Annotated in this window: 19 protein-coding genes and 1 pseudogene; 6 read left to right on the top strand and 14 right to left on the bottom strand. The window is 67.8% G+C overall.

All coding sequences use genetic code 11. From position 1 onward, the window contains the following. The first annotated feature begins 100 nt into the window (after positions 1–100). Positions 101–694 (top strand): YqgE/AlgH family protein, encoded by a 594-nt coding sequence (locus AC07NF_RS08435; RefSeq protein WP_492813807.1) that lies wholly within the window; start codon positions 101–103, stop codon positions 692–694. Here AC07NF_RS08435 and AC07NF_RS08430 read toward each other — a convergent pair. From AC07NF_RS08430 to coxB, 13 genes and pseudogenes are all read right to left on the bottom strand, one after another. After that, positions 686–805 (bottom strand): annotated as a pseudogene (locus AC07NF_RS08430) (hypothetical protein); the annotation flags it as partial. The gene AC07NF_RS08435 and the pseudogene AC07NF_RS08430 sit on opposite strands and share 9 nt — an antisense overlap. A gap of 7 nt (positions 806–812) precedes the next feature. Continuing rightward, positions 813–2,480 carry a putative bifunctional diguanylate cyclase/phosphodiesterase gene (locus AC07NF_RS08425; RefSeq protein ID WP_494633651.1) on the bottom strand — a complete coding sequence of 556 codons (1,668 nt, stop codon included), beginning with the start codon at positions 2,478–2,480 and terminating at the stop codon, positions 813–815. Positions 2,481–2,512: 32 nt separating this feature from the next. After that, complete coding sequence (locus AC07NF_RS08420) at positions 2,513–3,091, bottom strand: GNAT family N-acetyltransferase (RefSeq protein ID WP_494633649.1); 579 nt, start codon at positions 3,089–3,091, stop codon at positions 2,513–2,515. Positions 3,092–3,108: 17 nt separating this feature from the next. Continuing rightward, positions 3,109–4,368 carry a M16 family metallopeptidase gene (locus AC07NF_RS08415; RefSeq protein WP_494633646.1) on the bottom strand — a complete coding sequence of 420 codons (1,260 nt, stop codon included), beginning with the start codon at positions 4,366–4,368 and terminating at the stop codon, positions 3,109–3,111. Between the two features lie 46 nt (positions 4,369–4,414). Then, on the bottom strand, positions 4,415–5,812 hold the full coding sequence (thrC, locus tag AC07NF_RS08410) for a threonine synthase (RefSeq protein WP_494633642.1): 1,398 nt from the start codon (positions 5,810–5,812) through the stop codon (positions 4,415–4,417). Next, positions 5,812–6,498, bottom strand: a complete 687-nt coding sequence (locus tag AC07NF_RS08405) for an SURF1 family protein (protein WP_494633639.1) — start codon at positions 6,496–6,498, stop codon at positions 5,812–5,814. The genes thrC and AC07NF_RS08405 overlap by 1 nt, the downstream gene beginning before the upstream one ends. Beyond that, complete coding sequence (locus tag AC07NF_RS08400; RefSeq protein ID WP_494633636.1) at positions 6,491–6,853, bottom strand: DUF983 domain-containing protein; 363 nt, start codon at positions 6,851–6,853, stop codon at positions 6,491–6,493. Before AC07NF_RS08400 ends, AC07NF_RS08405 begins: the two co-directional genes overlap by 8 nt. 74 nt (positions 6,854–6,927) lie before the next feature. Further along, positions 6,928–7,800: a cytochrome c oxidase subunit 3 gene (locus tag AC07NF_RS08395; protein ID WP_291877769.1), complete on the bottom strand. Its 873-nt coding sequence runs from the start codon at positions 7,798–7,800 to the stop codon at positions 6,928–6,930. Between the two features lie 69 nt (positions 7,801–7,869). After that, positions 7,870–8,526 carry a cytochrome c oxidase assembly protein gene (locus AC07NF_RS08390; protein ID WP_494633632.1) on the bottom strand — a complete coding sequence of 219 codons (657 nt, stop codon included), beginning with the start codon at positions 8,524–8,526 and terminating at the stop codon, positions 7,870–7,872. Next, positions 8,507–8,656, bottom strand: coding sequence for a cytochrome c oxidase system small membrane protein (locus AC07NF_RS08385; RefSeq protein ID WP_492813794.1), 150 nt, complete (start codon positions 8,654–8,656; stop codon positions 8,507–8,509). Before AC07NF_RS08385 ends, AC07NF_RS08390 begins: the two co-directional genes overlap by 20 nt. Then, the gene (gene cyoE, locus AC07NF_RS08380; protein ID WP_494633629.1) at positions 8,653–9,660 is read right to left on the bottom strand and encodes a heme o synthase; all 1,008 of its coding nucleotides are present in this window, start codon (positions 9,658–9,660) and stop codon (positions 8,653–8,655) included. The genes AC07NF_RS08385 and cyoE overlap by 4 nt, the downstream gene beginning before the upstream one ends. Before the next feature lie 102 nt (positions 9,661–9,762). Further along, positions 9,763–11,427, bottom strand: coding sequence for a cytochrome c oxidase subunit I (gene ctaD / locus AC07NF_RS08375; RefSeq protein ID WP_492813791.1), 1,665 nt, complete (start codon positions 11,425–11,427; stop codon positions 9,763–9,765). A gap of 22 nt (positions 11,428–11,449) precedes the next feature. Further along, the gene (gene coxB, locus AC07NF_RS08370; protein ID WP_492813789.1) at positions 11,450–12,397 is read right to left on the bottom strand and encodes a cytochrome c oxidase subunit II; all 948 of its coding nucleotides are present in this window, start codon (positions 12,395–12,397) and stop codon (positions 11,450–11,452) included. A 404-nt stretch (positions 12,398–12,801) separates the two neighbouring features. Here coxB and AC07NF_RS08365 point away from each other — a divergent pair, with 404 nt between their 5' ends. Genes AC07NF_RS08365 through tldD form a run of 4 tightly spaced genes read left to right on the top strand, consistent with a single transcriptional unit; the run spans position 12,802 to position 16,016 of the window. Continuing rightward, positions 12,802–13,128: a PadR family transcriptional regulator gene (locus tag AC07NF_RS08365; RefSeq protein WP_492813788.1), complete on the top strand. Its 327-nt coding sequence runs from the start codon at positions 12,802–12,804 to the stop codon at positions 13,126–13,128. After that, complete coding sequence (locus tag AC07NF_RS08360; protein ID WP_492813786.1) at positions 13,125–13,688, top strand: DUF1700 domain-containing protein; 564 nt, start codon at positions 13,125–13,127, stop codon at positions 13,686–13,688. The genes AC07NF_RS08365 and AC07NF_RS08360 overlap by 4 nt, the downstream gene beginning before the upstream one ends. Positions 13,689–13,706: 18 nt before the next feature. After that, positions 13,707–14,525: a GIN domain-containing protein gene (locus tag AC07NF_RS08355; RefSeq protein WP_492813785.1), complete on the top strand. Its 819-nt coding sequence runs from the start codon at positions 13,707–13,709 to the stop codon at positions 14,523–14,525. 60 nt (positions 14,526–14,585) lie between these two features. After that, positions 14,586–16,016, top strand: coding sequence for a metalloprotease TldD (gene tldD / locus AC07NF_RS08350; protein ID WP_492813783.1), 1,431 nt, complete (start codon positions 14,586–14,588; stop codon positions 16,014–16,016). 117 nt (positions 16,017–16,133) lie between these two features. Here tldD and AC07NF_RS08345 read toward each other — a convergent pair whose 3' ends face one another. Then, positions 16,134–16,634, bottom strand: a complete 501-nt coding sequence (locus AC07NF_RS08345; protein WP_494633623.1) for a GNAT family N-acetyltransferase — start codon at positions 16,632–16,634, stop codon at positions 16,134–16,136. A gap of 197 nt (positions 16,635–16,831) precedes the next feature. On the opposite strand from AC07NF_RS08345, the gene AC07NF_RS08340 reads away from it, so the two are divergent. After that, positions 16,832–18,889 (top strand): TonB-dependent receptor plug domain-containing protein, encoded by a 2,058-nt coding sequence (locus AC07NF_RS08340; RefSeq protein WP_494633621.1) that lies wholly within the window; start codon positions 16,832–16,834, stop codon positions 18,887–18,889. Positions 18,890–18,919 lie beyond the last annotated feature (30 nt).

Here is an 18,919-nt window from a genome sequence, read left to right as displayed (position 1 = left end):
ATTGCGCTTGATCGCATATCCCTCGCCGAGGGCGCCGCCAAGCACGCATTCATAACGTCTGCGACTTGAAACCGTCACACCGAAAGCCAATGCTCTCTTCATGGCCAGCTTCATCGACGAAGAAGACGACGACGCCGACTTCCTGACCGGACGCTTGCTCGTGGCGATGCCTGGGATCGAGGATCCGCGCTTCGAGCGCACGGTGCTCTATCTGTGCGCCCATGACGAAGAACAGGCCATGGGCCTGGCCGTGAACCGGCCTGTCGATGGCCTGACCGTCTACGAACTCTTGGACCGGCTGGGCGTGAAGTCCGACATCCAGGCGCCGGGCGACCTGGTTTTGCTAGGCGGGCCGATCGAGCGCGAGCGGGGCTTTGTCCTGCACACCGACGACTTCAACTCGCCGGAGTCGACCGTGCCGGTGGCCGACGGCCTGGGCCTGACCGCCACCCGCGACGTGCTGGACGCCATGGCCAGCCGCATGCGCCGGCCGCGCAAGGCGATCCTGGCCCTGGGTTACGCCGGCTGGGGTCCGGGCCAACTGGAGCAGGAGCTGCGCGACAACATCTGGCTGATCTGCGACGCCGACGAGGGCATCCTGTTCGACGAGGACCACGAGCACAAATGGACCCGCGCCCTGGCCAAGCTGGGGATCACGGCGGATCATCTTTCGGCGACAGCGGGCCGGGCTTAGAGACCCTCTCCCCGAGGGAGAGGTGTCGGCGCAGCCGACGGAGAGGGAAGAGGCCGGCCCAGCAGCACTTCCCCCTCCGGCCTTCGGCCGCCTCCCCCGCTGGGGGGAGGGTCTGGAATTAGCCCCGCGCCTTCACCGGCGCGGCGCCGTCCACATAGGCCTCGTTCAGATAGACCTCGGCTTCCTGCGGCGATAGGGCCGGCGCGTAGCCGAAGCCCTGGCCGTAGTCGCAGCCCAGCGACTGCAGGGCGCGGGCCATCTCGGCGTTCTCGACGCCTTCGGCGACGACTTCCAGGTCCAGGTCCTGGCCCAGCTTGACGACCGAGCGGACGATCTTGGCCGAGCCGGCGTTGCCGCCCATGGTCCGGACGAAGTAGCGGTCGATCTTCAGCGTGTCGAACGGCAGGCGCGTCAGATACGACAGCGACGAGAAGCCGGTGCCGAAGTCGTCCAGCGCCAGGCCGGCGCCCGCGTCGCGCAGGGTCTTCAGGATCACGGCGGCCCGCTCGGGATCGCGCATGATGTCGCTTTCGGTGACTTCCAGCTTCAGGGCGCCGCGCGGCAGGCGGTTGACGCGCAGGGTCTCGGCCACGTCGGCCACCAGGCCCGGACGATCGATCTCGCCGGTCGACAGATTCACGCTGACGGTCAGGGCGCCCATCGCCGGGTGCGCGTCGCGCCAGGCGGCCAATTGCTTGGCGGCGGTGTGCATCATGTGCGCGCCCAGCTCGCTCATCAGCCCCATCTCTTCGATCAGGGGGAGGAACTCGTCGGGCGGCAGCATGCCCCGGCGCGGGTGGATCCAGCGGGCCAGGGCCTCGAAGCCCGAGAGCGCGCCGGTCGACAGGCGCACCACGGGCTGGAAGTAGGGCATGATCTCGCCACGGGCGATGGCGCCGCGCAGGTCGGCCTCCAGGGCCAGGCGCGAGAGGCCGTCGGTCTCCATCGAGCGGCCGTAGGCCGCGGCCCCGCCACGGCCAGCGGAGGCGGCGGCCTCGACGGCCAGTTCGGCGCGACGGATCAGTTCACAGGCGTCCGGCGCGTCCAGGCCGCCCTCGGCCGAGACCGCGCCGATCGACAGCGTCGGGTGGATGTCGAAGCCGGCCACGCGCAGCGGCTGCTCCAGGGCCGAGCGCAGCATGTCCGCCGGCTCGTAGCCCTGCGGTTCACACAGCACGGCGAATTCGTCCTCGCCGATGCGGCCCAGCAGGGCGTCGGACGGGAAGGCGGCGGCCAGACGCGAGCCCAGGGCGGCCAGCACCAGGTCGGCGCGCTCGTGGCCCAGGGCCTCGTTCAGGCGGCGCAGGCGGTCCAGGTCGGCGACGACCAGCTCGTGCATGCCGTCCTGGCCCAGGCGCTCGCGGGCGCGGGCGACGAAGCTGCGGCGGTCGAGCAGGCCGGTGAGCTCGTCGCGCTCGGAGGCGGTGAATTTCGTTTCGGGGGCGACGACGCCGGCGGCGCGAACGCCCTCTTCCAGCCATACGCCCCGCCAGAGGCAGGTCTCGCCGCCGCGCACGCGGAAGCGGGCGACCACTTCACAGCCGGGCTCACGAACCTTGAGAACTTCTTCGGCCTGGGCGCGGTCCTGCGGCAAAGCCAGAGCGCGGAAGGCGGCCGACGAACATTCCGGAGCCAGCGGCCCCAGGCCCAGAGCACGAGCCGCGCCGTTCAGGCGCAGGCGGTCGGCTTCGGGCTCCCAGATCCACAGCGCGACATCGGCCCCGCCCAACGCTTCCAGCGTGGCGGTGGTGTCCCAGATGCGTCGCTCACCGGTACGAAAAGACATGCCCGTCCCAAACTCTCGGCCGGGGCCACCCGCTACTCGGGCGCGACCATGCCGAACAGACGATGATCTCGCCAACCGCCGTTAATTTTCAAATAAGCGGGCGCATATCCCTCTTCGGAAAAGCCACATTTCAGCAAAAGCGCGGCCGAAGCGTGGTTTTCCGGCATGCATGCGGCCTCAAGTCTATGGAGACCCAGACCGGTGAAAGCAAAGCGGATCAAGGTCTGCACGGCGTCGCGCATGTGACCTTGGCGGGTAAAGGGCTGGCCGATCCAGTAGCCGACCGATCCGGTCTGGGCGACACCACGCCGCACGTGGAAAAGCCGCAGGGCGCCGACCAGGGCGTGGTCTTCGCGGCGGAAAATGAAGAACGGATAGGCCTCGCCCAACTCCAGCTCGCGGGCATAGGCCGACAGGCGGGCGCGGAAGGCGGCGGGGGTCAGGTCGTGCTCGGGCCAGGTCGGCTCCCAGGGCTCCAGGAACGGCCGGGACTTGGCGCGCAGGGCCGCCCAAGCCCGATGGTCGCCCGGACGCGGCGGCCGCAGATAGACGGCGTTGCCCTCCAGCTGCAGACGGGGGCGGGTCTTCAGGAACGGCAGCAAGGCATTCACGGCCGCACCCTCGATCCCTAGGCCAGAGCCTTGGAGAACGCCTCACCGGCCTTCAAGGCCGACTTGGCGCCCAGCACGGCGGTGGCGGCCTGGCCGGAGAGCAGGCGCTGGCCCAGGCGGGCGACGTCGGCGGGGGTGACCGCATCGACCTCGGCGGCCAGTTCCGACGGCGGATACAGGCGGTCGAACAGCAGGACCTGCCCGGCCCCCTGCTCGGCGCGGGCCAGGGGCTGCTCGCGGGCCATGAACATGTGGGCCTTCAGCTGGGCCTTGGCGCGGGCCAGCTCGGCGTCATCGATCTTGGCGGCCAGCTTGACCAGCTCCTCGGCGCAGACCTTGGCGGTCTCGACCGCGTCGCCGGCCGCGCAGCCGGCATAGATGCCCAGCGCGCCATGGTCGGCATAGGTGTCGGCATAGGCGTCGATATTGTAGGCCAGACCGCGCTTCTCGCGCGCCTCCTGGAACAGCCGCGAGGACATGCCGCCGCCCAGCGTCTCGGCGAAGATGCGCAGGGCGAAATAGTCGTCGTCGCGCGAACCGCAGGCCGGCAGCATGAACACCAGGTGCGCCTGCTCCAGCTTGCGGGTTTCGGCCTGCAGACCGCCGATGAAGGTCGCCGGCTGCGGGACGGTCGCACCAGCCGTCGCCGGCAGGTCGCCGAAGGCACGCTCGGCGGCGGCCATCAGCTCGGCCTCATTGACTGCGCCCGTGGCGCTGACCACCAGGCGGTCGGCGGCGTAGAGCTGGGCGCGCCAGTCGGACAGGGCCTCGATGCTGGCCGCGTCGACGGTCTCGTCGCTGCCCAGGATCGGACGGCCCACCGGGTGGTCGCCCCAGCTGGCGCGCTGGATCAGGTCGAAGACATAGTCGTCGGGCGCGTCCGCGGCCTCGGCGATCTCCTGCTTCACCACCTGCTTTTCGCGGGTCAGGTCGGCCGGGTCGAAGGTCGGGCGACGCAGCAGGTCGGCGATGACGTCCATGCCCAGGTTCAGGCCGCCCTTGAGGGCGCGGACCTGGAAGCTGGTGCGTTCATAACCCGTGGCGGCGTTGATCGAGCCGCCCTGGTTCTCGATGACCTCGACGATGTCGCGGGCCGAACGGCCGCCCGCGCCCTTGAACACCATGTGCTCGAGCAGGTGCGACCAGCCCGACCGCGCCGGATCCTCGTAGGCCGCTCCGCGTCCCGCCACGACCGTCAGGGCCAAGGTTTCAAGGCCCGGCATCGGGTCACAGACGACGCGGACGCCGTTGGGGAGGGTGCGGAGAGTGGTCGTCATGTGGCGGGGTATCTAGGCGCTCGCGCGCCTAAACACCAGTGGCGCCTCAAGTATTGGCCGCGAAGGTCCGCACGAACGCCTTGATCGACGAGCCGTCGGCGGGCAGGCGCTCGAACTTCTCCGGCTTCTTGGAGAGGTCCGGCGTCGCGCGTGGGGTCGACGGCAGCAGGCCCGTGGCGGCCTGGACGGCTTCGGGGAACTTGGCCGGGTGGGCGGTCGACAGCACCACGACCGGGACGTGGGCGGGGACGTCCAGCCCTTGCGCGGCGGCCAGGCCGACGGCGGTGTGCGGATCGATGACCTCGCCGGTCTCGTTCAGGGTCGAGAGCATGGTCTTGGCGGTGTCGGCCTCGCTGACCGAGGCGCCGCGGAACAGCTCGCGCATCCAGGCGTGGGCGCCCGGCGGGATGTCCAGCAGGCCCGTGTCGGCGAAGGCGCGGAAGGCGCGGCCCGTTTCAGTGCCGTCGCGGCGCACGGCCTCGAAGTACAGGCGCTCGAAGTTGCTGGCGACCTGGATGTCCATGGCCGGGCTCTGGGTCGCGGCCACGGCGCCGCGCGAATAACGGCCCGTCTCCATGGCGCGGGCCAGGATGTCGTTGGAGTTGGTGGCGGCGGTCACCGAGTGGATCGGCAGGCCCAGCTTCTTGGCCACGAAGGCGGCATAGGCGTCGCCGAAGTTGCCGGTGGGGACCACGAAGGCCACTTCCCGCTCGGGCGCGCCCAAGGCGACGGCCGAGGTGAAGTAATAGACGCTCTGGGCCGCGATCCGCGCCCAGTTGATCGAGTTGACGCCCGACAGGTCCACCGCGTGGCGGAACTGGTCGTCCTGGAAGGCCTGCTTGACGATCGCCTGGCAGTCGTCGAACGAGCCCAGCACTGAGATGCAGGCCACGTTGCCGTCGACGGCCGTGGTCATGAACCGGCGCTGCACCTCGCTGATGCGGCCTTCCGGGAAGAGGGCGACGATGCGGGCGTTCTTGCGGCCCCGGAACGCCTCGACAGCCGCGCCGCCGGTGTCGCCCGAGGTGGCGCAGATGATGGTCATCTTCCGCGACTGGCGCTCCAGCACGTAGTCGTACAGGCGACCCAGCAGCTGCATGGCGACGTCCTTGAACGCCAGGGTCGGGCCGTGGAACAGCTCCAGCAGGTAGCGGTTGGCCGCCAGCTGCTTGACCGGGACGACGGCCGTGTGGGCGAAGCTGGCATAGGCCTCCTCGCACATGTGGGCGAGGTCGTCCTTGGGGATGTCGTCGCCCACGAACTTGCCGACCACGGCGGCGGCCACCTGGGCGTAGGGCTTGCCCGCGAAGCCGGCGATCTCGGCCTTCGTGAAGCTGGGCCACTCGGAGGGCACGTACAGGCCGCCGTCGGGGGCCAGGCCGGCCAGCACCGCATCCAGGAAGCCGATGGACGCGGACTGGCCGCGGGTCGACACGTAGCGCATCAGGGTCTCAATCTCCGCCAGAGCATGGCGGCATAGATAAACAGCAGGGTTACGGCAAGACCGAACCACGTCAGAGCGTATTCCAGGTGCCGATTGGAAATTTCTGCCGGCAACGGCGCGGGGGTGATTTCCGCCGGCGCCGGGGTCTCGCGCTCGGCCATCAGCACCAGCGGCGCGGGCTTGCGGCCAGGGTAGCGGGCGAACACCTGGGCGCGGTCGCCCCCCATCTGCTTGATCGGCGTCAGCACGCCGATGACCTGGCGCGGGCCGGCGAAGGCCTTGGCCGGCGCCTGGACCTGGCCGGTCAGGCCGGGCACGACGCCACGATCGACCAGGATCAGGTCATAGCCGCCCGCCTGGATCCCGCAGGCCGCCTGGGCCCGCCAGACCATGTCGCCGTCGCGCACGCCATAAGCCAGGGGCAGAGCCTCGCCCGGCACGTCGGCGCAGTCGACGCTGACCCTCTCCCAGGCCAGGTCCTCGGGCTTGGCGGTCGCCGTCAGCACGCTGGCCAACGGCACGGCGGGCGCGGTCTTCAGCTTCTCGACCCGGGCCAGCAGGTCTTCCTTCCAGTGCAGGCGCTGCATCTGCCAGCCGCCCAGGCCGCACAGGATGGCGAACGAGACGCCCGTGGCGATCGTCAGGCCGATCGGGAAGCCGGGTTTCTTCGGGGTAGGCTCAGACATCGGCGCGCCCCGCTTCCGAAGCCTTCTGAGCGATCTGAGCAGCGACCATCAGCCCCTTGGCGGGTCGCATCAGGCCCAGGGTGATGACCAGCACCGCCGGCAGCCAGACGATCAGCAGCAGCCACACCGGCCAGTTCCAGGCGAACATCGAAAACAGCGCCCCGAACGCGCAGACCGTGCCGGCGATCAGGATCACGAAGGTCGCCGCGCCGTCGCCGGTCTCGAACTTGCCCAGCTCGAAACCGCAGGCCTCGCAGGTCGGGGCCACCTTCAGGAAGCCCTCGAACAGATAGCCCTCGCCGCAGTGGGGGCACAGGCCGCGCGCGCCGGCGGCGTAGGGGTTGGTCTTGGTCATCGACAAGCAGGGCCTTGAAACGAAAAAGGCCCGGAACGCTGGTCTGCGTTCCGGGCCCCTCTGGATCTTTGGATCTAGTGGGCCGAGGCCCCGAAGATCACGTAGATGAACGCGAACAGGAACAGCCAGACCACGTCCACGAAGTGCCAGTACCAGGCCGCCGCTTCGAAGCCGAAGTGCTGCTTGGGCGTGAAGGCGCCGTTCAGCAGGCGGATCAGGCACACGATCAGGAACAGGGTGCCGACGAACACGTGGAAACCGTGGAAGCCGGTGGCCAGGAAGAAGGTCGAACCGTACAGGCCCGAGTTCGCCGCGGCTTCCGAGTAGAACAGCTGCTCGTGGTTGATGTGGGCGTATTCATAGACCTGGATGCAGGTGAACAGCGCGCCCAGCAGGATGGTCAGGATCAGGCCCCACTTGGCGCCCTTGCGGTCGCCGACCTGCAGAGCGTGGTGCGCCCAGGTGACGGTGGTGCCCGAGAGCAGCAGGGTCAGGGTGTTGACCAGCGGCAGGTGCCAGGGCGAGACGGTCTCGACGCCGGCGGGCGGCCAGGTGGCCCAGGCGGTGCGGACTTCTTCGATGCCCGACAGGGTGCGGTGGTGATGGAACAGCGCCATCTCGAAGAACATCCAGAACCACGCCACGAAGAACATCACTTCCGAAGCGATGAACAGGATCATGCCGTAGCGAAGGCCGATCGAGACGACCGGGGTGTGGTCGCCGGCCTTGGCTTCCTTGGCCACGTCCGACCACCAGCCGAACATGGTGTAGAGCACGCCCGCGAAGCCGGCCGCGAAGATGGCCCAGTTGCCCTTCTCGATGCCGAACACGCCGCCCTTGATCCAGCCGATAAGGCCAATCGCCATGACGGTCGCGGCCATCGAGCCGACGAACGGCCACGGGCTGGGCGGAAGGATGTGGTAGTCGTGTTTGACGGCGCCGGCCATGTTGCTGCTAACCCTTATATCCCTCTGATCACGTCGCCGGTTCCCCCCGCGACATGGTCGTTGTGAACGCTATAGCCCTCTCGACGGTGCGCCGCCAAGGGGTTCCACGATACGAGGCGTCGCCGTGGCGGCGACTTTTTTGTTCTTATCGTCCTCGACGGCCGGGAAGAACGTGTAGCTGAGCGTGATCTCGTTCTTGCCCTTGGTCTCGGGATCGTCCGCGAATTGGGGATCCACGAAATAGACGACCGGAAATTCCACCGTCTGGTGGGGCTGGATCGTCTGGCTGGAGAAGCAGAAGCACTCCAGCTTCTGGAAGTACGGACCCGCCGATTCCGGCACCACATTGTACAGCGCCCGGCCGGTCTGCGGCTTGTCGGTGGGGTTGGTGACCTTGAAGAAGGCCAGGCCCGTGTCGCCGATGCGGATGTCCTGGCTGGCCTGCAGGGTCTGGAACTGCCAGGGCAGCTCGCGAATGTTGGCGTCGAAGCGGATCGTGACCTTGCGGTCCAGGATCTTGGTCGGGGCGGCCTGCGCCTTGCGCACCGTACCGTCGAAGCCGGTGGCCTGGCAGAACAGCTTGTAAAGCGGCACGGCGGCATAGGCCGCGCCAATCATGCCGAAGAACGCCGCCGCGCAGATCAGGGCCACCTTGCCGTTGCGGCGGGCGGCCAGCTCCTGCGGGGTCAGTTCCGAATCGGGCTTCTTAGTGCGGGTGCGCGACATTGCCGCCGAGCCTCACGAGGGTGACCACGAACACCAGCAGGACGAAAGCCACCAGGCCCAGGGCGAGCGCGATGTTGCGCCCGTTCCGCGCCTTCTTGGCGGCTTCGTTGTTGTCGACCGGTTGATTCACTTGAGCAGCTCCAGGGCGTGCACGTTGGCCACGGCCTCGCCCAGCAGGGCGGCGAACAGGGCGAAGAGATACAGGATCGAGAAGGCGAACAGGTTGCGGGCGGCTTTCGAGCCGGCGGCCTTCTCGTCTTCGGTGACTTCATACAAAGCCCGGTCGGCCACGCGCGGATCGGCCGCGTCGCCGGCCTTGCTGGCGAACACCCGCCAGGCCAGGATCAGGAACACCGCGCCGCCCAGAGCCGCGACCGCCAGATAGATCGGGCCGCCCAGGCCGGTCAGCACCGGCGACAGGCAGATCGGGATCAGCAGCAGGCTGTAGAGCAGGATCTGCTTGCGGGTCTCCTTGGCGCCCTTGACCACCGGCAGCATCGGCACGCCGGCCTTGGCGTAGTCGGTGGTGACGTACAGCGACAGAGCCCAGAAGTGCGGCGGGGTCCAGAAGAAGATGATGGCGACCATCAGCCAGGCGTTCAGCGGCGCGTGGCCCGTGGCCGCGGCCCAGCCGATGGCGGGCGGCAAGGCGCCGGCCAGGCCGCCGATGACGATGTTCTGCGCCGTCCAGCGCTTGAGCCACATCGTGTAGACGACGGCGTAGAAGACGATGGTGAAGGCCAAGAGGGCGGCCGCGAACCAGTTGATCGCAAACCCCAGGAACATCACCGACAGGATCGACAGGACGACGCCCAGCGAGGCGGCTTCCTCGCCCTTGACCTTGCCGGCGGGCACCGGGCGGCCGCGCGTGCGGCGCATCTGCTGGTCGATGTCGGCGTCGTACCACATGTTCAGCGCGCCCGAGGCCCCGGCCCCGACGGCGATGCACAGCACCGCGATGGCGCCCAGCACGGGATGGATCGGCGCGCGGGCGGCCAGCAGGCCCGTCAGGCCCGTGAACACCACCAGCGACATGACGCGCGGCTTCATCAGCTGGAAGTAGTCCTTCCAGCTGGCGGTCTGCGTGGTGTCGGGCGCAGCGGTCTCCGAGGTCATGGCGAGGGTCTTCGACATCGAGGGGAATATATCGGTCTGAATGGGCGAAGGGCGCGGCCTGGACCCTTAAGGATCCCCGCCGCGCCCCCGCTTTAGGTCCGGATTGAGCCGGAAGTCAGCCTAGTGGTGGCTGTCTTCCTTGATCACCGGCGGTTCGCTGAACTGGTGGAACGGCGGCGGCGACGACAGCGTCCATTCCAGCGTCGTGGCGCCTTCGCCCCACGGGTTGGCGACGGCCGGGCGACGACGGATCGCGGCTTCCAGCAGCAGGATCAGGAACACACCCACGCCAGCGGCGGTGATCATGTAGCCGACCGACGACACGTAGTTCCACTTCGCGAAGGCTTCCGGATAGTCGACGTAGCGACGCGGCATGCCTTGCAGGCCCAGGAAGTGCTGCGGGAAGAACACCAGGTTCACGCCGACGAACATGATCCAGAACTGCAGGCAGCCCAGGAACTCGTTGTACTTCACGCCCCACATCTTCTCGAACCAGTAGAAGAAGCCGGCGAAGATGGCGAACACGGCGCCCAGCGACAGCACGTAGTGGAAGTGGGCGACGACGTAGTAGGTGTCGTGCAGGCTGTAGTCGATGCCGGCGTTCGACAGGACGACGCCCGTCACGCCACCGACGGTGAACAGGAAGATGAAGCCGATCGCCCACAGCATGGGCGTCTTGAACTCCAGCGAGCCGCCCCACATCGTGGCGATCCAGCTGAAGATCTTCACGCCCGTCGGGACGGCGATGATCATCGTGGCGGCCACGAAGTAGGCGCGCAGGTTGATGCTCATGCCGACGGTGTACATGTGGTGCGCCCACACGACGAAGCCGACGAAGCCGATGGCGACCATCGCGTAGGCCATCGCCAGGTAGCCGAAGACCGGCTTCTTGGAGAAGGTCGAGACGATGTGGCTGATGATGCCGAACCCGGGCAGGATCAGGATGTACACTTCCGGGTGACCGAAGAACCAGAACAGGTGCTGGAACATGACGGGGTCGCCGCCGGCGGCCGGGTCGAAGAAGTGGGTGCCGAAGTTACGGTCGGTCAGCAGCATGGTGATGGCGCCGGCCAGGACGGGCAGCGACAGCAGCAGCAGGAAGGCGGTGATCAGCACCGACCAGGCGAACAGCGGCATGCGGTGCAGGGTCATGCCCGGCGCGCGCATGTTGAAGATCGTGGTGATGAAGTTGATCGCGCCCAGGATCGAGCTAGCGCCGGCCAGGTGGAGCGACAGGATCGCCAGGTCCATGGCCGGACCCTTGTGACCGATGGTCGACAGGGGCGGATAGATCGTCCAGCCGCCACCGAAGCCGTGGCCCGGGCCGCCGTCGACGAACATCGAGCTGACCAGCAGGATCCAGGCGGCGACCAGCAGCCAGAACGAGATGTTGTTCATGCGCGGGAAGGCCATGTCCGGCGCGCCGATCATGATCGGCACGAACCAGTTGCCATAGCCGCCGATCATGGCGGGCATGACCATGAAGAAGATCATGATCAGGGCGTGGGCGGTGACCACGGCGTTGAAGCCGTGCTTGCCCTTGAAGACGCCGAGCTGGGCCAGCAGGCCGTTGTCGGTGAACACCTGGATGCCCGGGTGCATCAGCTCCCAGCGGATCAGACCCGACAGGAGGCCGCCGACCAGGCCCGCCATGATGGCGAACAGGATGTACAGCGTGCCGATGTCCTTGTGGTTCGTCGAGAAGAACCAGCGGGCGATGAAGGGCGGCTTGTGGTCGGCGTCGTCGTGACCGCCGTGGCCGTGAGTGTCTGCGGCGTGAGCCATCGGACTTCTATCCTACGTAGTCTTAGGCCGCCGGCGCGGCGGGAGCCGCGGCCGGAGCGGAAGCGGGGGCGGCGGCCGGAGCCGAGGCGGGGGTCGCGGCGGCGGCGGCAGGCGCAGCGCCTTCGGCCGGAGCGGCCGGCGCGGCGGCCGGAGCCGGCGGAGCGACCTTTTCCTTAACCCACGCGTCGAACTGGGCCTGGGTCACGACCTGGATCTCGATCGGCATGTTCGAGTGATCGACGCCGCACAGTTCCGAGCACTGGCCGTAATAGACGCCGACCTTTTCGGCCTTGAACCAGGTTTCGTTCAGGCGGCCGGGGATGGCGTCGATCTTCAGGCCGAAGGCCGGAAGCGCGAAGGCGTGGATCACGTCGGCGCCGGTGACCTGCACGCGGACCACCTGGTTGACCGGGACGACCATCGCCTTGTCGGCGGCCAGCAGGTACGGGACCTTCTTGGCGTCGGCCTGTTCCTTGGTCAGGGGCAGCGACACGATCTCGCTGATCTTCTGGTCCGGATACTCGTAGCCCCAGTACCACTGATAGCCCGTGGCCTTCACGGTCATGTAGGGCTTGGGCATGTCGTTGTAGTGGAACAGCAGGCGGAACGAGAAGATGGCGATGACCATCAGGATCAGCACCGGGACCAGGGTCCAGATGATCTCGACCGTGGTGTTGTGGCTGAACTTGGCCGGAACCGGGTTCGCTTTCTTGTTGTAGCGCACCACGATCCAGATCAGCAGGCCCAGCACCAGCAAGGTGATGGCCGTGATGATCGGCATCAGGACCAGGTTGTGGAACTGGATCGCGTGGTGCTTCAGCTCGGAAGCGGCCGGCTGAAGGTCGATCGCCCCCGGCGTCGGCTGGCCCAGCAGATCTTCAGCGAGGGCATTCCCCGCGAACATCATCGTAGCGGCGAGGGCGGACGCGCCCGTCAAAACCCGCCGAATCCCCGAAAAATGCGCCTTCATATCCCTCACGGCCCGTTTCGGCGGCGAGTTGACCCAGGAATACCCAAGGCCGCGCCGCGCCGATTCTGCGTATTACGACCCCCGGGCCGGCCCTCTGCAATCGATGCTGCTCACAGGTGAGTCGCGCGTCGACGCCCAGTCCGCTCGATGGTCGGTCCGGAGGCTGCATACGCGCATCGCTAGCGGTTGCCAAGCGCCAGAGACCACGTGCGCGACATGGGATTGCTCGCTTTGTGTCACAAGGGCGGAGCTAGTTGCGAACCCCTCTCAACACCACCCCGAAAGCGGCGTCGGACCACCCCTTCAAAGCGCCAAGGATCATTACGCATTGTTCATTGATAGGTACCTTGCGATGCCCAGTACCAGGCGGTAAATGGTAGCCATCAACGGAGGCCAAGGACGCCGTGCCGGAAACGATTGAGATCCAACTGAAGAAAGGCGTGCTGGCGCTGTGCGTGCTGGCCCTGCTCTCGCACGCCGACAGCTACGCCTACGAGATCGCCAGCAGGCTCACGAAGGACATCGATATGGGGGAAGGGACGATCTATCCGCTGATGCGCCGCATGCAGTCGGATGGGCTGGTCGAGACCTATCTGGTGGAAAGCCAGAGCGGTCCGCCGCGCAAATACTATCGCCTGACGCAGACCGGGCGTCAGAGCCTGGAACAGCAGAAGGCCGAATGGACCGCCTTCTCGACCGCGGTCAACGACATCGTGGGAGCTTCCGCATGACCCGCGCCGAGTTCATCACCCGTCTGCGTCGCGGCCTGGCCGGCCTGCCGGTCACCACGATCGCCGACATCGTCGCCGACCACGAGGCCCACTTCGCCGACGGCCAGGCCGCCGGCCGCACCGAGGCCGAGGTCGCCGCCGCCTTAGGGGATCCCGACCGCCTGGCCCGCGAGATGCGCGCCGAGGCCGGGCTGAAGTCCTGGGAAGAGAAGAAGACGCCGTCCAACGCCATGGGCGCGATCATCGCGCTGATCGGCCTGGGCGCGCTGGACGTGATGTTCCTGCTGCCCCTGCTGATGGGCGTGCTGGGCGTCCTGTTCGGCTTCCTGGTCGCCGTGGTGACCATGTTCGTCGCCGGCGGCTTCGTGTTCGCGGCCGGCCCGCTTACCGCCCCGCCCGGCGGCCCGATCACCGCCTTCCTGGCGGGCCTGGGCCTGATGGGCCTGGCCACCTGCTTCGGCGCCCTGCTGACGCTGGTGACCATCGGGGTCTTCAACGCGGTCGTCTGGTACGCCCGCCTTCACTACCGGCTGCTGAAGCCGGCCATCGAACAAGCCTGAGCGGAAGAGGAGGGGACCATGTTGATCCGCAATACGCTCATCGTCGCCGGGGCCAGCTTCGCGCTGTCCGTCGGCTGCTTCGCCGCGGTGGCGGCCATCGCCGGCCCGGAAATCATCAAGAATGGCTGGACCCTGCCCTTCGACGACAATGGCGAGACCGTCATCGTCCGCGAAGACGGCAAGGTGATCCGCTCGACCCGCAAGGTCACGGTCACCGGCCAGGCGACCTCGCCGCGCATCGACCGCACCCTGCCGTGGACGGGCAAGGACCAGCTGACTATCGACCTGCCGGTCGACGTGGTCTTCGTCCAGGGCGCCGAGGCCAAGGTCGTGGCGTCCGGCCCCAAGGACTACGTCAACCGCCTGCGCGTCGACGGCGGCCGCATCTTCCTGGACGGCGGCGACGGGGTCGACCACGACCGCGTGACCATCGACGTCCAGGGCCTGCGGATCGAAAGCGACTCCGAACGGGTGAAGATCACGGTCATCGCTCCGGACGTCACCCGCTTCGACATCCGCGGCTCGGGCGACCTGGACATCCGCCGCTACGACCATCCGGCCATCGGCGTCACGGTCAGCGGCAGCGGTGATGTCAATGCGACGGGCCGGGTCGAGGTGGCCACGGTCGACAATTCGGGCTCGGGCTACGCCAACCTGACCGACCTGAAGGCCAAGGACGCCGTCGTGGCGGTCTCGGGCAGCGGCGGCGGCGCGATCTTCGCCACGGGCAAGGCCAAGATCGACATCTCCGGCAGCGGCGACGTCGAACTGCGCACCGAACCCAAGTCGGTCAGCAGCGAGATCACCGGCTCCGGCGAGGTCCGCCGGGAGTACTGATCCGCCTTGCGACAAAAGGGGCGGGGTGACGGATGCGCTCGGAAGTCTTACCTGTAAGGCATGAACGCTCCCATCTCCGCCCCTTCCCTGCTGGACGCCGCCGGCGTCGATCGTGACCGCGCCCAGTCGATCCTCGGCGAGGCTCTAGCCGGCGCCGACGACGGCGAGCTGTTCCTCGAACGCTCCGAGAGCGAGGCCTTCGTCTTCGACGACGGACGCCTCAAGAGCGCCTCCTACGATTCCGGCGAAGGCTTTGGCCTGCGCGTGGTGGCCGGCGAGACAGCCGGCTATGCCCACGCCGCCGAGATTTCCGAAGCCGCCATCGGCCGCGCCGCCGATTCGGCCAAGCTGGCCAAGCGCGGCTATGCCGGCGTCAGCGCCGAAGGCCCGCGCTCCACGAATGAAAAGCTGTACGGCGAAGACAACCCCGTCAGCGCGCCCGACTTCTCCGACAAGGTGTCCTTGCTTCAGGAGATCGACGCCTTCGCCCGCGCCCGCGACCCGCGCGTCGTGCAGGTGATGGCCTCGATGGCCGGCGAGCGCCGCGTGGTCGAGATCCTCCGCGCCGACGGCAAGCTGATCCGCGATGTGCGCCCGCTGGTGCGGGTCAACGTCCAGGTCACCGTCGAGAAGGACGGCCGTCGCGAAACCGGCAGCTCCGGCGCCGGCGGCCGCGCCGGCTTCTCGGCCTGGATCAGCCCAGACAAGTGGCAGGGCCAGGTCGACGAGGCCCTGCGCATGGCGCTGGTCAATCTCGACGCCATCGCCTGCCCGGCCGGTGAAATGGACGTGGTCCTGGGTCCGGGCTGGAACGGCGTGCTGCTGCACGAGGCCGTCGGCCACGGCCTGGAAGGCGACTTCAACCGCAAGGGCATCAGCGCCTTCTCGGGCCGCATCGGCGAGCGCGTGGCCGCCAAGGGCGTCACGGTCTTCGACGACGGCTCGCTGGCCGGCCGCCGGGGCTCGCTGACCGTCGACGACGAAGGCACGCCCACCGAACGCACCATCCTGATCGAGGACGGTATTCTCGTGGGCTACATGCACGACCGCATGAGCGCGCGCCTGATGGGCATGAAGGCCACCGGCAACGGTCGCCGCCAGTCCTACGCCCACATGCCGATGCCGCGCATGACCAACACCGGCATGCTGGCCGGCAATGACGATCCGCAGGAGATGATCGCCTCGCTGAAGCGCGGCCTGTACTGCGCCAATTTCGGCGGCGGCCAGGTCGACATCACCAACGGCAAGTTCGTCTTCCAGTGCACCGAGGCCTATCTGGTCGAGGACGGCAAGATCACCGCGCCCGTGAAGGGGGCGACCCTGATCGGCGACGGGCCGAGCGCGCTGACGCGCGTGACGATGATCGGCAATGATTTCGACTTCGACCCCGGCATCGGGGTGTGCGGCAAGTCGGGCCAGGGCGTGCCGGTGGGCGTGGGCCAGCCGAGCTTGAAGATCACAGGCCTGACGGTGGGTGGGACGGCGGTTTAACCACCCCACCGCTCATCCCCGCGAAAGCGGGGACCCAAGCCGAGTCTGACATTCTAGCCGTTGCGCCCTACGCTCCACTGCCGCTTGGGTCCCCGCTTTCGCGGGGATGAGCGGTTTTTAGGCAAGCACCCGCTCCAGATACGTCACCGTCTTCTTCCCCCCGTGGATCGCCGCCGTCCCCACCGGCACAAACCCCAGCGCCGCGTGGAACTTGTCCGACGCTGGGTTGGGCGGATCGGAATTGACCTCGCACACGATCCGCTGATGCCCGGCCGCCCGAGCCGCCGCGAACAGGTCGTCATACAGCGCCCGCGCCAAGCCTCTGCCGCGCGCGCTGTCGGCCACCACCACCCGGTCGACATAGACGAAGGCCGGATACCGCTCGCGGAACCACAGGTAATTCACGCTGTCATAGTCGGCCGCCTGGTCGAAGGTCAGCAGCAGGGCGTCCGCCACCCCGACGCGTCGCGCGACGAAGGCCTCGCTCACCAGGTGCGCCAGGCGCTCCGGCTCCAGCCATGACAGCTCCACCGCATGGGCGTTGTTCAGCGCCAGCAAGGCCTCGCCGTCGCTGCCGGCCAGGTTGTTCGTCGTCAGCGGGGTCACGGCGTCGGTCATCAGAGGCTCCTTCGAGCCCGAGCACCTAGGGCCGGCAAAGCCTTGCCGCAAGCGGCTCCGCGACAGTGATCACTGGCAACGTGTCGGAAGTTTAATCCACATTTCACGCTTGTAACTTTCAACGCACCGCGCCCCCGGCCACGTTGCCCCCGCAGAACGAAGTCCCTGGGGAGGGCCTTCAAAAGGGGAACGGACGGATGCTGGCAAGCGTGCTGCTGATGGCCATGGCGGGGGTTGCTCCGCTCGACGCCGACCCACCCCTCTCCACCGCCGCCCTGGCCCCTGCCCCGGCCGCCCAGGACGTCGAGCCGTCCCAGCGCGGCGTCATCCCCTACCCGCCCGAATTCTTCGCCACCGCCCAGCCCAGCACGGCGCTGGACATGATCACCCGCCTGCCCGGCTTCAACCTGGAGCAGGGCGACAACGTCCGGGGCTTCGCCGGCGCGGCCGGCAATGTGCTGATCAACGGCGAGCGTCCGACGACCAAGAACGAATCGCTGGACGACATGCTGCGCCGGATCGCGGCCACCACCGTCGAGCGCATCGACCTGATCCGCGGCGGGGCGCCGGGCATCGACATGCAGGGCCGCACGGTGATGGCCAACATCGTGCTCAAGCGCACGGTCCAGGTGCAGAAGGTCGTCAACGTCCAGACCTATGTCTATCCGGACGGCCTGTTCGGTCCGATCGTCGAGCTGGAGGGCTCGCGTCGCGAGGGCGATTACGCCCTGGAAGGCTCGCTGAAGGCCACCCAGGATCGCACCGACAACACCTTTGACGGCGGTGTGCGCCTGCGCTCCGACGGCAGGGGCGTCCCCACCGCCAAGGACGCCCTGAAGGGCTATGACACCATCTACAACTACGTGCTGCGCGGCGCGGTGCAGCGGCCAACGCTGGGCGGCAAGGCGCGGGTCAACGCCAAGCTCGAATATTTCGGCTACGACCGCGACGTGACCGCCACGCGGGTCTTCCCGACCCCGGGCCGCGAGGTCACCGGCGAGAAGCTGCACAGTTGGACGGGCGAGTTCGGGGGCCGCTTTGACCGCGCCCTATCGGCCCGTTCGGACCTGCAGCTGGTCGTCCTGCAAAACCTCAATCGCGAGATCTACGGCTCGACCTTCGAGGACCCTCGGCTGTTCGTGGACTACAAGTCGCGCACCGACACCGGCGAGACCATCCTGCGCTCCGAACTGCGCCACCGCCGCAGCGACAGCCTGTCGTTCGAGGCTGGGCTGGAGGGCGCCTACAACGTCCTGGACGGCGACACGCGCTATTTCGAGAACAGCGTCGCCATCCCGCTGCCGGCCGCCCAGGTCAAGGTCGAGGAGCTGCGCGGCGAGCTGTCGGGCAAGGCGATCTGGCGAGCCAGTCCCAAGCTGAACGTCGAGGCCGGGGCGCGCCTGGAGGTCTCGAAGATCAGCCAGAGCGGCGACACCGACCTCTCGAAGAAGTTCTTCTATCCCAAGCCCCGGGTGCTCGCGACCTGGTCGCCGACCTCGACGGACCAACTGCGGGTGCGGATCGAGCGCGAGGTCGGCCAGCTGGACTTCGGCGACTTCGTCTCGTCTGCCGGCACCGAGACCGGTACGGTCGACGCCGGCAATCCCGACCTGGTGCCCGAGCGCAAGTGGGTGCTGGAGACGGCCTGGGAGAAGCGTTTCTGGGGCGGCGGCGCCCTGGTGCTGCTGTGGCGCCACGCCGAGATCCAGGACGTGGTCGACGTCATCCCGATCAACAAGGTGTTCGAGGCGCCGGGCAATATCGGCGACGGGACCAGCGACTTCTACCAGGTCAACCTGACCCTGCCGACCGACAAGCTGGGCGTCAGCGGCGGCCAGCTGAAGATGCGGGCCTCGTGGGCGGAGAGCGAGGTCACCGACCCTGTCACCCTGGGCAAGCGCCGCATCTCGGCCCAGACGCCGTTCACCTGCGACGTGCGCTTCACGCGCGACATGCCGGGCGGCAAGTGGAGCTGGGGGGTGATCACCTTCTGCCCGAATGAGCAGCGCTACTACCGGGTCGGCGAGGTCCGCACGTTCAGGTTCGAACAGTGGATCGAAGGCTTCTTCGAGTGGCGGCCGCGCAAGGACCTGACCATCCGCACCGAGCTGGCCAACTGGACCAGCCGTCACAAGATCCGCGACCGGGAGATCTATGCCGGCGGCCGGGGGACGGGCGTCGTCACCCAGGTCGAGCACCGCGAGCTTCCGTTCGAGCCGTACCTGTTCGTCAAGGTGCGCAAGAGCTTTGGGTAGGGAGCGGAAACGGTCTCGGGCGGTTTGAGC

The organism is Caulobacter sp. GW821-FHT10A06 (assembly GCF_059415805.1).
This window is presented reverse-complemented; position numbering and strand designations above follow the sequence as displayed.

What these genes read in the sequence shown, in the direction of transcription:
- AC07NF_RS08435 (WP_492813807.1), top strand. Translation starts at nt 101, where the DNA reads ATGGCCAGCTTCATCGACGAAGAAGACGACGACGCCGACTTCCTGACC.
- AC07NF_RS08425 (WP_494633651.1), bottom strand. Translation starts at nt 2,480, where the DNA reads ATGTCTTTTCGTACCGGTGAGCGACGCATCTGGGACACCACCGCCACG.
- AC07NF_RS08415 (WP_494633646.1), bottom strand. Translation starts at nt 4,368, where the DNA reads ATGACGACCACTCTCCGCACCCTCCCCAACGGCGTCCGCGTCGTCTGT.
- thrC (WP_494633642.1), bottom strand. Translation starts at nt 5,812, where the DNA reads ATGCGCTACGTGTCGACCCGCGGCCAGTCCGCGTCCATCGGCTTCCTG.
- AC07NF_RS08405 (WP_494633639.1), bottom strand. Translation starts at nt 6,498, where the DNA reads ATGTCTGAGCCTACCCCGAAGAAACCCGGCTTCCCGATCGGCCTGACG.
- AC07NF_RS08400 (WP_494633636.1), bottom strand. Translation starts at nt 6,853, where the DNA reads ATGACCAAGACCAACCCCTACGCCGCCGGCGCGCGCGGCCTGTGCCCC.
- AC07NF_RS08395 (WP_291877769.1), bottom strand. Translation starts at nt 7,800, where the DNA reads ATGGCCGGCGCCGTCAAACACGACTACCACATCCTTCCGCCCAGCCCG.
- AC07NF_RS08390 (WP_494633632.1), bottom strand. Translation starts at nt 8,526, where the DNA reads ATGTCGCGCACCCGCACTAAGAAGCCCGATTCGGAACTGACCCCGCAG.
- cyoE (WP_494633629.1), bottom strand. Translation starts at nt 9,660, where the DNA reads ATGTCGAAGACCCTCGCCATGACCTCGGAGACCGCTGCGCCCGACACC.
- ctaD (WP_492813791.1), bottom strand. Translation starts at nt 11,427, where the DNA reads ATGGCTCACGCCGCAGACACTCACGGCCACGGCGGTCACGACGACGCC.
- coxB (WP_492813789.1), bottom strand. Translation starts at nt 12,397, where the DNA reads ATGAAGGCGCATTTTTCGGGGATTCGGCGGGTTTTGACGGGCGCGTCC.
- AC07NF_RS08360 (WP_492813786.1), top strand. Translation starts at nt 13,125, where the DNA reads ATGACCCGCGCCGAGTTCATCACCCGTCTGCGTCGCGGCCTGGCCGGC.
- AC07NF_RS08355 (WP_492813785.1), top strand. Translation starts at nt 13,707, where the DNA reads ATGTTGATCCGCAATACGCTCATCGTCGCCGGGGCCAGCTTCGCGCTG.
- tldD (WP_492813783.1), top strand. Translation starts at nt 14,586, where the DNA reads ATGAACGCTCCCATCTCCGCCCCTTCCCTGCTGGACGCCGCCGGCGTC.
- AC07NF_RS08345 (WP_494633623.1), bottom strand. Translation starts at nt 16,634, where the DNA reads ATGACCGACGCCGTGACCCCGCTGACGACGAACAACCTGGCCGGCAGC.
- AC07NF_RS08340 (WP_494633621.1), top strand. Translation starts at nt 16,832, where the DNA reads ATGCTGGCAAGCGTGCTGCTGATGGCCATGGCGGGGGTTGCTCCGCTC.